Source organism: Variovorax sp. 10N420 (assembly GCF_056394705.1).
Genome location: NZ_JBFTIJ010000004.1, coordinates 131,937 through 145,305 on the forward strand (window position 1 = coordinate 131,937; position 13,369 = coordinate 145,305).

Sequence of the window (13,369 nt, forward strand, 5' to 3'; positions counted from 1 at the left end):
CACTTCGGAACCTGACCTTGCCGACGTCGGCCATGAATTCGGCAGGTGGCAACGGCGATGGGGGCGACATCGCGAAGGGAAAGCCGACGCGGCGCTATGCCGCAACCAGCCCCCTGATCGCGTTGGCGCGCGCGCCGTACGTGATCCGGCCGGCGGCGTCGGCGCTCAGCCGGGCGCGCAGGCGTTCCTTCAGGAGCTGACGATCGTCTTCCGGCATCGCTGCCAGGCTGGTCGCTAGGCGCGGCCCGGTCTGCGCGATCAGCCAGAACGAATCGAAATCGGCGTACGTTCGCTCGACTTCGATCTGTCGCGTCTCGATCTGCGTCAGGCCCGCGCTCGTCCAGAGCGACCTCTTCGTCTCCATGCGGGCCGCCTCCACGCTCGGCGGCCACGGTGGAGCCGTCGTGAGCTTGGCCATTTCCTCCTGCAACGCCGCATACGGAAAGGCCCCGCCGAGGATGTCCCAGGAGTACGCCGAGACGCTGCCGCCGGGTCGCACGACGCGCACCATCTCCGCGACCGACTTCGCCGGATCGGGAACGAAGAAGATAACCAGCGCCATGACGGCGGCGTCGAAGCTCGCGTCGGCGTAGGGCAGAGCCATCGCGTCGCCGATATCAAACCGCGCTGAGCCGCGGCCCGCTCGCTCGCGGGCGTAGGCAATCTGCTCCCTCGACGGGTCGATGCCCTGAACCGCAGCCGGCGCACAGCGCTCGACCAGCATTTGCGTGAAAGCGCCGTTGCCGCAGCCGACGTCCAGCCAGCGCCAGCCGGGCGAAGGTTCGAGCCAGCGCAGGAACGAGTCGCCGACCAGCTGGCTCCACCGGCCCATGAATTCTTCGTAGGCGACGCCGTCGCTGAAGTGGACCGGTTCGGATTGCATCTTCTTCCTCCTTCAGCGCTGATATTGCCTGCAGCGCCGGATCGGGCATACCATGGGCTCTCATTATCAAGGCAAGTGCCATGACCAGGGACCCTGCCGTGCCCGGGGATGCGAATGCGGGCGGGCCTACGATCAATCGTCGGCTCGCCGCAATTCTTGCGGCGGACATCGCCGGCTATAGCCGATTGATGGGGGAAGACGAAGGCGCGACCGTTGCCGCGCTCAAGAGCCATCAGGCCGTCGTGCTGCCCCTGGTGAGTCGCTATGGTGGCCACGTCATAGATACGGCCGGTGACGGCATCCTGGCTGATTTTCCAAGCGTGATCAATGCAACCGAGTGCGCGCTCGAAATCCAGAGCGTGATGGCGACGCGCAACGAGAGTGTCTCGACGCGTCGTCGCATGCTTTTTCGAATCGGCATCAATCTCGGCGACGTGATTCACGACGAGTCGCGCATATACGGAGACGGAGTCAACGTGGCGGCACGGCTCGAGGGCATCGCAGAGCCTGGCGGCATCTGCATCTCGCGCCAGGTATACGAGCAGGTGAACCACACCCTGAAGGCGAACTTCGAGTCATGGGGGCCGCGTGCCTTGAAGAACATTGTGCAGCGGGTGGATGTCTTTGCCATCTCACCCGCTCAGCACGGCGACGCATCCTCTCTGAGGTCTCCCGATGCCGCCGTCCTCGACCAGGAGATCCACTTCTGCAGCGCTTTCGACGGAATTCAGCTTGCCTATTCGAAGATCGGGCAAGGCCCGGCGCTGTTGAAGACAGGCAACTGGATGACTCACCTGGAGTACGACCTCCAAAGCCCGATTTGGGGCCATCTCTTCCGCGATCTGGCGAAAGGACACTTGCTTGCCCGATACGATGCGCGCGGCAACGGGCTGTCGGACCGTGAAGCGGACATCTCGTTCGACGCTTACGTCAGTGACTTGGAGGCGGTGGTCGAGGCGCTCGGAATCGATCGCTTCGCTCTGTTGGGTATCTCCCAAGGGTGTGCGGTCGCGATCGCCTACGCGGTCCGACATCCTGAACGGGTCTCGCATCTGATTCTCTACGGAGGCTTCGCGAAGGGCGCGAAGAAGCGCGTTCGCACAGCGGGGCAAATCGAAGAGGATGCCGCGCTGCTGACGCTGATGCGGGTGGGGTGGGGAAAGGACAACCCGGCCTTTCGTCAGCTTTTCACCTCCCAGTTCGTCCCCGACGCGACCAAGGAACAGGCCGACTGGTTCAATGAGTTGCAACGGATCACCGTGTCGGCGGACATGGCTGCACGAATGTTCGAAACCGCGGGCGAAATCGACGTCAGTGCTCTGCTGGCACGTGTCTGCGTGCCGACACTGGTCATGCACGCACGAGGTGACGCTCGCGTTCCATTCGAAGCCGGCCGGCGCATGGCAGCAGGCATCTGCGGAGCGCGCTTCGTCGCCCTGGATGGGCGCAATCACCTGTTCTTCGAGACCGAGCCAGCGTCCCGGCAGTTTCTCGAGCAGGTGAGGTCATTCCTGGAGAGCTAGCTTCCCGGTGTCGATTACATCGGCATCAATTGACGGTGATGTTGTTTGCTTTCACCACCTGAGCCCAGGCGCGTGCGTCTTCCACAAGGAACTGTTGGAACTCGGCCGATGTGCCGCCGATTGGCACAAGGCCATAGTCGGTCAGCGTCGCGCGAAACTCGCGATCCTCGACGATGCGCTGTGACTGCTCGACTATTGTGGCCACGACATTGCCAGATGTGCCCTTGGGGGCGAAGATCCCCTGCCATGATTCGCCGACGAAGCCGGGAAAGGTCTCGGCGATTGCGGACACGTCCTTCAAGACCTCGAGCCGCGACCTGCTCGACACACCGAGTGCCCGAACCTTGCCACCCCTCAGGTCTCCCATCGCCGTGGTGCTGGGCTCGAATGCAACTGCGATGCGCTGTTCGATCACGTCGGGGAGGTAGGACTCCTTGTAAGGCACGTGCGTCATCGTGATGCCGGCCGTATTCAGCAACCGCGCCATGATCACATGCGTCGAGGTGCCGATGCCGGAACTGGCGTAGTTCAGCGCCCCCGGGTGGTCCCTGCCTGCCTGGACCAGATCGCCGAGGCGATGTATCGACGACTCGGCGGAGACGATGAGCACGAATGGCACCGACAGAATGCGCGTGATGGGGACAAAATCCTCGGCGCGGTACGGCAGGCTGCGGTAGATGAAGGGGTTGATGGAGAACGTGTTGTTGACCGTCCAAAGCAGCGCGTATCCATCAGCTGGGGCAGCGGCCACGGCCTGCGCCCCGATGATCGTGCCCGCGCCCGGGCGGTTTTCAACGACGACGGTTTGGCCCGTCGACTTGGCGAAACGTTCGCCCCATAGTCGCGCGACCACGTCCGGCGAGAAGCCGGCGGGAAAGGGTACGACCAAGCGCACTGGCCGAGAAGGATATGGCGTCTGTCCCTGCGCACCCGACGCGACGAATGAGGCGGCGAAGGCGCATCCGGCTGCGAAGACCGCGCGCCGCGACACCACCCCAGTGGGGCGGGACACAGACTTGTCAACACTATTTGACGTCGCTTTGGTCACCAGAGTAGTGTGATGGGGCGTCTGGCGCGTGTCCAATCAATCCGGCACGCTGGTGCTGGCCACCGGTTTTGACGCCGTCACTGGCACACTGATGCGGCTGGACCTGCGCGCCAGGGCGGCCTCGGCATCCAGGACAAGTGGCGCGACGGGCGATTGAATTACCCGGCTTGGAGGTGGCCGGCTTCCCGAACCTGTTCAACATCGCAGGCGCGGGCAGTGCCGTGGCCTTCACGAGCAGCAAAATAGACGAGCGGCGTCAGGTGTAAGCCGCTGATGAACTGCTGCACCGACAGCGGGACTTGCTCGATCGTGACCACGTAGTTGAAGACCAGGGCCCCGGCGATCAGCATGCCCACCGAGGTGGTGGACCGCGCGCTTCCCAGCAACACGTTGTAGAGCTGCCGCCAAGTCATCGAGCGATAGATGACTGCGGACGCCAGCAGCGCATAGGCGGCTGCGGCGGCAGCGCCTTCGGTCGGCGTCATGACGCCGCGGTAGATGCCGAACAGCAACACCACCGGCAGCATCAATGCAGGCAACGCGTCAAGCGTGATAAGCGGAATCTCGCGCATCGGCACCGGTGGCTCGACAGGATTGAGGGTGATCCTCGCCCTGCACGGTTCGCCTATTGGGACGGCCTGCAATGGAAGTGGCGCGCTGCCACTGCGGGCAGGCGCGTGCCGAACGCGATTCGGAGTCGCTCTGCTTGGAGTCTCTTTCTCATTTGCAGTGGAGAGGCTTGAGCCAGCCGCAAGATTCTGTTCTGCCTGCAACCGAAGGAGATCGCCAAGGTTAAGAGCGAGTCTCTGATCGAGTTTCGAACTCCTCATCAACCTCACGACTGCCAAGCCGCTCGGCAGCGATCTGTGATGTGCAGTTGGCGAGCGAGTTGTTAGTCCTCGCGCAGCCCTTGGACATCAACGGAGCGGGGACGTCTACCTTCATACCGATGAGATCAAGCGGGCGCGGCAGCTGGGGGAGGCCTTTCCGGCGCGCGTCACGCCTGATTTTTGCGGTGAACGTCTCAGAAAGACTGTTGCTGTCGTTCGAATTTCTCTGCCGAATGACAGCGGTCGCCGAAACCCGACCTTGGCCCTTTTCTTGACGAACGGCCGGTCTACTTTGGAACTTGACCTCGCCGACGTCGCGATAACTTCAGCATGGGTGGCAGCGGATGAGCAGGGCGGCATCGTGCGCGGACGACAGCTTCCACAAGGCGCGAATCGGAGCTTCGGGCCCATTCCGGTCGTAGACGCGGGCCGCTCCGAACGGCTGGTTTCTATGACCGAAGCGGTTCGCCGGAAGTAAGGCACTTCGGCCACTGTGTGCCATTGCGGAGTAGCGGCCTCGGGAAAACGGACATTCGCCCAGGACCGTGCGCGAGCGAGCAAATGTCCGCGACGGGATGCGCGGGGTCGGGGCGCTTTCAGCCGGGCGCTGCCGCATTTTTGACGCCGCTCGGGGCAACCCCGCTCCCACCGCAGCATCCGGTGGACTAACCGGTCGGAAACCGCACATTGATTGACATGGATGGATCGCCATAAGGGTCTGCCATTCGATGCCCGCGAAAAGGCAGGCTTACCTCCCGCGTTGCATATGAACCGACGGGGTCGCTGACCTGACAACACGTGCGAGCCGACGGGAGCTTTTCAGACCAACGTCGGCTACCGAAGCTTGGGGATGGTGTCTTCTATGTAGTTCGCATACATTGGGTCCTCAGTCTTAGCAAGCTAGCTCGTCCTGTCTTGCGAGCCCTTCTTCCTTCTGGCGCGTGCATTGTGAGAAAGGTCTTTATGACTAGGCCAGCCAATTTGAATGAAAAAGGTGAGAGTAATCCCCTCGATTTTTCCTTGGGGAAGGTTATTTCCAAGCTCACTCTGGGACAAGCAACTGCTGCTTTGGCGGCCGCTGCCGGAGTTGCGTCGAGTATTTTTTATCTTGGCGGCGAACTTTCACCCAGCGCTCTCGAGCTTAAAAAAGCGAATTCGCGCCTAACCGACACCCTCGCAAAGGTAGCCATATCTGACGGCAAGACGAGACCGTTTGTGATTGAGGATTTCATTGTTTCGCAGAAGGTCGCCGACAACGGCTATGTCACCTCTCACGACGGAAAACTCTTTACGGGGAAAATGCCTGGGCGGTGGATGCCCCTGACCATTTCGGACACCGGAGGAAAAAAGGCGGGAAATGATCTAGTTCTGCTCTCAGAAATCACGAAGACAGATCTCGCTTCTGCCGCCAAGACGTTGCCATCCACTCTCGAATTCAATAGCGCCCATCCTCCACTCATTTGGACCATCGAAAAGGATCAAGAGCTCAAGCACCATCCTGAATGGCTGCCCTACATCCAAATGTCAGTGATCTCCAGAGAGGATGCACAGAAGCTCATGAAGGCGATCAACAAGGATGCATCTTCCATGCTTGAGCGATATCAGACCGACGCATATGATCTTCTTCACAAACGATTTTCAAAGGAAGAGGTGAAACTAATTACGGACAAAGTAAAAAGAATGGGACTGAATGAATTCGTCGGCAGTTGGATGGAATGGCTATTCACCCCGCGGGAACGCGCGCAGCTTTTCAAATCGCTTGGCAAGAACAATGAGGAAATTGGAGCGAGCCTCGATTCCATTCAAAAGGACTTTGAGCAACTATTCGATTCATATCAAAATCTCCCAGCTCATCTGATCGGGAACGGAATGGGTAGCTTGACGAATGTTACTCCCGAGACCGGACTGCTGATAGGACGCCTTCTTTTTTATGTTTTTGGAGCCTCCAAAGAGGGCAGAATCGACATTGAACAACTCACTCTGGGTTATACAGGGTCATTCGCCAGAGTCCGACGTGCAGTGTCTTTAGCAATGGACGATCCATCAAAAAGCTCGACTTACTACATCTACGACAACATCCTGATCATCGCTACGAAGTCTGACTTCTGCCTAGTCCATATTCGCGTCCCACATTTCAACGATGACCTCAGGCAACTCGACAATGAGGCCCAGGCGTGGCTGAAGCAGGTGCGCTTACTTGAGCTTCGGTGAGGCGCCGTAGGTGAGTTGAATGCTACTGAAGCCCAGAATAGCGTTCACTCGGAAAGGTCAGGTGCGAGTCAGCGAATTCGTAGGACCGAACTGCAGCGTGTTCGGCCCCCAGCAATGAGCCCGGCGTTTGACTGCTTGCCGTTCTGAAAGGCGACATTCAGCGCGGCCTTGGGAACTACCGCTCCTGGCCGCGAGTACCAGTCCGCTGCGGTCCCTGTTACTGCCCCTCGGGGCTATCGCCCGGATAGCCCAAGGGCCGCTATCAGGGAGGTTGGCGAACAGTCAGTCCCGGCCAGTTGCAGACCTTCAGCATCCCGGCAGAATCCGGCAGGTCATCTACCTTCCCGGCCGCCTCCAAAGGTCCCTAACCACCGTCGACTATGGCGTTTCACCTGACCCACCGCTACGGCAGCATGAGCTCCGGGGAGCAGTCATCTGATTTCGCGGCGTTACTGCGAGAGCTCGACGACCGCCCGGAAGACACCGAGCATGGCTCGGTAGCCGTTACTCATGAGACCGAATGGAGCGTGTCCGTCTCCCGAGGTGGCTACGTCGTGTGCGAGAACCTGGAGACCGGCGGCGAACGGCACATGGACAACGTGCCGGCCAGCAAAATTCTGGAGCTGTGGCGTTGCTTGGCGGAGGGGAACATCGCAGCTATTGAGAAGGAGCCTTGGCTGCCGGGCTACTAGCCTTCGGCTGAGCAGAGGCGCGTTGCGGCCAGTAGCGGAAGTTAAACCTGCCGGCGGAATTTGCTTGGAAGCAGTCGTTGCCGGGGGCAAAGCAAAGCCTCTTCGGGTGCCGAACGCCAGCCTCTATGGGCTCGCTAGGACTTGGGCGCATCCGACGGATCTTTCGTCGTACGCCACTCGTTGCCGTTGACCTTGCCTTCGGGTGCAGCCTGGTCGTGTGAAGTCTGCTCGCTGTTTCCACCACGATCCTTCGCGTCCTGCTGCGCAAGCCAAGAAGCTGCCGTGGGTTGCCGGGTGCTCTCCTCGCGCGAAAGGGCCTGTATCAGATCAACGAGCTCGCTACGGCGGGTCACGGGGTTCCTTCTTGTTCCCTTATTTCCTTTTTGCAGTTTTCGGCGTAGCGTCAAGCGCAGTCGTAGGACGCCACCAACTGCGGGCCTCGTCCTTGCCCGACTGGATGTGGCCACTGGGCGCTTGCCCCAGGGGTCCGGTAACATTTAGCACTACTTCCGAAACAGCCACGCCCAGACCCTCAGCACCAAATTCAGCCATGGCACCCGAACCCCGCGTTCAGATTCCGCTCTCGACTCACAGCGCGTCTGAAAGGTCTGACGATGCACGATGGAGCCAAACGGTCATTGACCGCTATCGCCGGGTGCTCAATGGGGCGACGGAGACGGCCATCATCTCCATCGATGCCGACGGCATCGTCACCGGCTGGAGCGAAGGCGCGCACCAGATCCTCGGTTGGACCGAGGCGGAAATGCTGGGCCAGCCGCTCGCTCGAATATTCCCTATCGAGGAAGGCGGTGAGCAATTGCTTCGCTCGGAGATCGCTCTTGCTGTGGAACAAGGCGCCGGTGGCGCCGAGGGCTGGCGTCTGCGCAAAAACGGCGAGCGCTTCTGGGGGATAGGGGAGACCAAGCCCTTGAATCGAACGGACCCCAGTGGCGGCTTCGTCAAGGTCCTGAGAGATCGGACAGCGCACCGTCAAGTCGAATCGGCCCTGCGGGAGCGCACGCGGGCGCTCGAAATCCTCAACCAGGCTGGCGCGACCCTCGCCCGTGAAACGGACCTTGACGCCCTCGTTCAGACCGTCACCGACGCGGGCGTGGCACTGACCGGCGCCCAGTTCGGCGCGTTCTTCTATAACGTGGTGGATGCGGCCGGCGAGAGCTACATGCTTTACGGCATCTCCGGCGTTCCAAAGGAGGCGTTTTCAAAGTTTCCCATGCCACGGAACACCGAAGTTTTCGCACCGACGTTCGAAGGCAGCGGCATCGTACGCTCGGATGACATCACGCGCGATCCTCGGTATGGACACAATGAGCCTCACTGGGGAATGCCCAAGGGGCACCTTCCAGTGTGCAGCTACCTCGCGGTGCCAGTCATCTCACGCAACGGGTCAGTCATTGGCGGTCTCTTCTTCGGCCACTCCGAGTGCGGTGTGTTTACGGAAGATTCAGAGCGCAATCTGAGCGGCCTCGCCGGCGAGGCGGCCGTCGCAATCGACAACGTTAGGCTTTTCGAGGAAACGCAGCGAGAGATCGCCGAGCGCCGTCGAATCGAAGCTGCATTGCGAGAACTCAACCTGGACCTGGAGGAGCAGGTCAGGCGGCGTACCGAAGATCTCGTCCAGAGCACGGAGGCCCTGCGCCAGGCCCAAAAGATGGAAGCGGTAGGCCAGCTGACCGGCGGCATCGCACACGACTTCAACAACCTCCTTCAGGTGATCGTGGGCAACCTCGAGATTCTGTCGCGCAGCTTGCCCGAGGAAATGGCGCGCCTGCGCCGCGCTGCTGCCCAGGCTATGTCCGGGGCCCGGCGAGCAGGAGCGCTCACGCAGCGACTGCTAGCATTTGCGCGACGCCAGCCACTCGATCCCAAGCCTTTGAACGCGAATTTGGTCGTGCAGGGCATCTCGGAACTGTTGCGGCGTGCGATCGGAGAAACGGTCCAACTCGAAACAGTCGCAGCGGGTGGGCTCTGGACGACCGAGGTCGACCCGAACGAACTGGAAAGCACGCTGTTGAACCTGGCGGTTAACGCCCGGGATGCAATGCCCTCCGGGGGCAAGCTCACGATCGAGACGTCCAATGGCCATCTCGACGAAGCCTATGCTGCACGGCACGCTGAGGTTATACCCGGTCAGTACGTCGTCATCAGCGTCACTGACACGGGCGTCGGCATGGACCCGCAAACGATGACCCGCGTGTTCGAGCCCTTCTTCACGACCAAGGCGGAAGGCAAGGGGACGGGCTTGGGACTGAGCCAGGTCTACGGCTTCGTGAAGCAGTCCGGCGGTCATGTGCAGCTCTATTCGGAAGTGGGGCATGGCACTACTGTCAGGCTGTATTTGCCGCGCAGCCATGGCGACACGGCGCAGGAAGAGTTGACCGAGCCTGCGTTGGCCCCCGAAGCATTGGGCGAGACGATTCTGGTGGTCGAGGACGATCCTGACGTGCGCCTGTATACAGTCAACGCATTGCGAGAGCTCGGCTACCAGGTGATCGAATCCCTGGACGGCCCAGCGGCCCTCGGGGTACTGCAGAAGCGCAGCGTTGACCTCGTGTTCACGGATGTCGTTCTCCCCGGAGGCATGACCGGTTCCGAGGTGGTGGCGCGCGCGCGAGCCTTGTGGCCGGGCATCAAGGCGCTTTTCACCACCGGTTATGCGCGCAATGCCATCGTTCACCATGGGCGCCTCGATCGGGGCGTTCAGCTCATCACGAAGCCGTTTTCGTTTGACGAATTGGCCGCGAAGGTACGTGACGTGCTCGACAAATAGCAATGATCGCCAGCAGCCACCCGGTTCGTCGCGCCCTTCGGTCCCCAAAAGGTACGTCATTTATGGCGAAGCATCCTGGCGGAGTAAAGCCGCGGTAGGTTCTGCCGTCTTCTGTCGAGTGGTCCATACTCCGGATCCAGCCCGGCCTTTACACATGTCCAATACCGCCGAGTCCCTCCCCAAAGACCACGAAGTCCGGTTCTATGACCGGGACGACTGGTTGATCGATGAGGTCTGCGAGCACCTCGACTCCGCTCTGCGCGCCGGGGGCATGGCCGTGGCTATTGGGACATCCGCGCACCGCGCCTGTTTTGCGCAGCGGCTGAGCGCCTTCGGCAAGGGAGCCTGCGACATCACCGGCGGATTTGCCGGTCGGCTCGTGATGCTCGATGCAGCAGAGACCCTGGAGCGCTTCATGGTCGATGGACGGCCGGACGCCGCGTTGTTCGAAGAGGCACTGGGGCCGGTGTTGCGCAATGGACGGTCAGGCAAGCCGCTGCACGCATTCGGTGAAATGGTGGCGCTGCTGTGCGAGCAAGGCAACTACGAAGGCGCGCTGCAGCTAGAGCAGATCTGGAACCAGGCGGCGCGGCGCTATGCCTTCGCGCTGTTCTGCGCATATCCTTGGCAGCTCTTTTCCTCGTCGGAGAAGGCTCGCGCCTTTCAACATGTCTGCGCGGCCCATTCGCGCGTGCTCAATACGCTCGACGAAGCGGCGGCTCCGCCCGGCTCCGCGGCGATGACCTTCCTCGAGCTGCAGCAGCAGACGCGCGCGCTGCGCGTCGAGCTAGGCAGGCGTCAGCGCGCCGAGGAGACGCTGCGCGAGCGAGAGCGCGAGCTCGCCGATTTCCTGAACAACGCGAGCGAAGGCATCCACAAGGTGGCCGGCGACGGCGCAATCCTCTATGCCAACCGGGCCGAGCTCGAGATGCTGGGCTACCGCTGGGAGGAGTACGTGGGCCACAACATCGCCGAGTTCTATGTCGACCCTGCCCGGATCGACCAAATTCTGCGCCGGCTCAGGGCCGGCGAGGTGCTGCGCGACGAACCGGGCGAGATGCGTTGCGGGGACGGCAGTACAAAGACGGTCCTGATCTGCTCGAACGGGTACTTCGAGGACGGCGAGCTGCGCTACACGCGCTGCTTCACCCGCGATGCCTCCGAGCGCATCGCGCGTGAGGCGGCTCAACTCGCCGCAGCTTCGGAGCGGGAGCAGCTGCTGGAAGAACTGCGAGAGGCAAGCCGTGCTAAGGACGAATTCCTTGCCATGCTTGGCCACGAGCTGCGCAATCCCCTCTCCCCGATCGTGATGGCCTTGCAGCTGATGCGCATGCGCGGCGACACGGGCACCGCGCGTGAGCAGGGCATCATCCAGCGGCAAGTCGAACATTTGGTGCGCCTCGTGGACGACCTTCTCGACATCTCGCGTATCACACGCGGCAATATCGAGCTCAAGCGCACGCCCAGCGATGTAAAGGCGCTGCTCGCTAAGGCGGTCGAACAGGCGAGCGAGCTGCTGGAGCAGCGCAATCACGAACTGCGCGTTGACGTGCAACCCGACCTGCGTTGCGTGTGCGATCCCGTTCGCATCGCGCAGGTGGTCGCCAACCTGCTGATAAACGCGGCTCGCTACACGGAACCCGGCGGCTGCATCGAACTCTCGTGCAAGGCGGTGGACGAGGCGCGCTTCGCGATCAGCGTTCGCGACAACGGCCGAGGCATTCCGCGCGAGATTCAGCCGCGCATCTTTGAGCTCTTCTACCAGGGCCCGCGCGGCATCGACCGTGCCGAGGGCGGACTGGGCATCGGCCTCGCGCTGGTGCACAGCCTGGTCGGTCTTCATGGCGGAAGCGTTGACGTGCAAAGCGAAGGGCTCGGTCGCGGCAGCGAATTCGTGGTGCATCTGCCGCTTGCTATTCCCGAGGCCGAGGCGTGCGCACCAACCATCCCAGACGACGCGCCGGCCGCGGTGGGTCGCGGCCAGCGCATCTTGCTGGTGGACGACAACGTCGACGCCGCCTCCACGACCGCTCAACTACTGCGCGCGCACGGGTACCAAGTCACCGTGTGCCACGACCCGGTGTCGGCACTGGAGGTCGTCGGCGCGGTGCTGCCCGAAGTCGCCCTGCTCGACATCGGACTGCCAGTCATGGATGGCTACGAGCTGGGCGCGCGCATTCGCGCGATCTGCGGCACCGACTGCCAACTTGTCGCACTCACCGGCTACGGGCAGGATGCGGACAAGGCGCGCGCCCGCGAGGTCGGCTTCGACCGGCATCTGGTGAAGCCTGTCGCGCCGCAGGACGTGTTGGAAACAGTCTCAGCGGCCTCGCGCAGGTAGGCGCAGAGAGCGCCTCGGAGTTGTCGTCGATGGCACTGGTGATTGCGCGGCTGCACCGGATCAACCCACCTTACGCGAATGCCTCCGGACGGCATCGACGAGCGGCTTCTGGGGTATTAAACAGCCGGTATGACCACGCAGCAGATGACTGCTTCGAAGCGAGCCCAGTGACCGCTTAGGGCCCGAACCACCATTCCGGCGCTGATGCAAGCAGCCATTCGATGTGACGCGGCCAGGTTGCTTCACCCGCTCCGGTCACTTTCGCCGTCCAGTCGCCCGCCGATCCGCGGACGAGCATCCCGAAGTCAAGTTCCAGACTAGACCAGTCAGTCGCAAAGAAAGGCGCGGACGTCAGGTATCGGCGATCTCCGTCGTTCGCCGGAAAAATTCGACCGACAGCAGCCAGTGTGGATCAGTCGTAGCGGGTGGACTCGCGACCGGTTGCTCATGGCCGGGACTGCCTGTTCACCAACCTCTCCAATAGAAGTCGTTGGCTATTCCGGGCGATAGCGCCGAAGGTCAATACCAACGACCACCAAAGGCACCCAGACAAGGGCAAGTGGATTAAAAGATACGGCAAGTTCCAGCGCGGGCTTCTATAGAAAAGTGACGCGAAGACTAGCGACCAGCAGCGGCTCACTTGGCGACGGCGTAGAACACGGGTGGGCTTCGCCGGAACCCAGGCCCAAGATCAAGAAATCGAATCGCGTTAACGGCTTACCGGCCACGCCGGAGGAGCAGGCACTTCACCTTGCGAGATAAGTGATTCATACGTCCGCCTTCAGTATGGGCGGGCGCGGAGAGAAGATGCCCTGACGGGTCTGTAGGTCGGGCCGATAGATAACGAAGCCTCCGCTGGCAGCTCTTACCTTGTATGACTTGGACGGCGTGGTTGCCGATTCGACCATGTTCCGGAGCACCCGCTGGGCGCGCGGGGACATCTCTCTACAAATGGCGCGCCCAACGATACTGGTCATCGAATTCTCCTTTGGCCATATTGTGCGCGCCACCTCGACACAGTCGACCCAGACCAAGGTCGACCCAGAGTAGACG

General features: G+C 61.6%; 10 protein-coding genes. 6 read left to right on the forward strand and 4 right to left on the reverse strand.

Annotation, left to right across the window (positions count from 1 at the left end):
- Nucleotides 1–94 precede the first annotated feature (94 nt).
- A complete protein-coding gene (locus AC1DEK_RS11740; RefSeq protein WP_478125410.1) occupies nt 95–883 on the reverse strand; it encodes a class I SAM-dependent methyltransferase in 789 nt (262 codons plus the stop codon).
- A gap of 80 nt (nt 884–963) precedes the next feature.
- Between AC1DEK_RS11740 and AC1DEK_RS11745 the strand changes: the two genes are divergently transcribed.
- Nucleotides 964–2,406 (forward strand): alpha/beta fold hydrolase, encoded by a 1,443-nt coding sequence (locus AC1DEK_RS11745; RefSeq protein ID WP_478125411.1) that lies wholly within the window; start codon nt 964–966, stop codon nt 2,404–2,406.
- A 25-nt stretch (nt 2,407–2,431) separates the two neighbouring features.
- Here the strand turns inward: AC1DEK_RS11745 and AC1DEK_RS11750 are convergent, their stop codons facing one another.
- Nucleotides 2,432–3,490, reverse strand: a complete 1,059-nt coding sequence (locus tag AC1DEK_RS11750) for a Bug family tripartite tricarboxylate transporter substrate binding protein (RefSeq protein WP_478125412.1) — start codon at nt 3,488–3,490, stop codon at nt 2,432–2,434.
- Here AC1DEK_RS11750 and AC1DEK_RS11755 point away from each other — a divergent pair.
- Nucleotides 3,483–3,611, forward strand: a complete 129-nt coding sequence (locus tag AC1DEK_RS11755; protein WP_478125413.1) for a hypothetical protein — start codon at nt 3,483–3,485, stop codon at nt 3,609–3,611. The genes AC1DEK_RS11750 and AC1DEK_RS11755 overlap by 8 nt on opposite strands.
- Nucleotide 3,612: 1 nt before the next feature.
- Here the strand turns inward: AC1DEK_RS11755 and AC1DEK_RS11760 are convergent, their stop codons facing one another.
- Nucleotides 3,613–4,026 carry a TRAP transporter large permease subunit gene (locus AC1DEK_RS11760; RefSeq protein ID WP_478125831.1) on the reverse strand — a complete coding sequence of 138 codons (414 nt, stop codon included), beginning with the start codon at nt 4,024–4,026 and terminating at the stop codon, nt 3,613–3,615.
- A 1,221-nt stretch (nt 4,027–5,247) separates the two neighbouring features.
- Between AC1DEK_RS11760 and AC1DEK_RS11765 the strand changes: the two genes are divergently transcribed.
- Nucleotides 5,248–6,495, forward strand: coding sequence for a hypothetical protein (locus AC1DEK_RS11765; protein ID WP_478125414.1), 1,248 nt, complete (start codon nt 5,248–5,250; stop codon nt 6,493–6,495).
- 380 nt (nt 6,496–6,875) lie between these two features.
- Nucleotides 6,876–7,187 (forward strand): hypothetical protein, encoded by a 312-nt coding sequence (locus tag AC1DEK_RS11770; RefSeq protein WP_478125415.1) that lies wholly within the window; start codon nt 6,876–6,878, stop codon nt 7,185–7,187.
- Nucleotides 7,188–7,321: 134 nt separating this feature from the next.
- Here the strand turns inward: AC1DEK_RS11770 and AC1DEK_RS11775 are convergent, their stop codons facing one another.
- Nucleotides 7,322–7,540, reverse strand: a complete 219-nt coding sequence (locus AC1DEK_RS11775) for a hypothetical protein (RefSeq protein WP_478125416.1) — start codon at nt 7,538–7,540, stop codon at nt 7,322–7,324.
- A gap of 197 nt (nt 7,541–7,737) precedes the next feature.
- Here AC1DEK_RS11775 and AC1DEK_RS11780 point away from each other — a divergent pair, with 197 nt between their 5' ends.
- Both AC1DEK_RS11780 and AC1DEK_RS11785 read left to right on the forward strand, forming a co-directional pair.
- On the forward strand, nt 7,738–9,975 hold the full coding sequence (locus AC1DEK_RS11780; protein WP_478125417.1) for an ATP-binding protein: 2,238 nt from the start codon (nt 7,738–7,740) through the stop codon (nt 9,973–9,975).
- Nucleotides 9,869–12,316 (forward strand): ATP-binding protein, encoded by a 2,448-nt coding sequence (locus AC1DEK_RS11785; protein WP_478125418.1) that lies wholly within the window; start codon nt 9,869–9,871, stop codon nt 12,314–12,316. Before AC1DEK_RS11780 ends, AC1DEK_RS11785 begins: the two co-directional genes overlap by 107 nt.
- Nucleotides 12,317–13,369 lie beyond the last annotated feature (1,053 nt).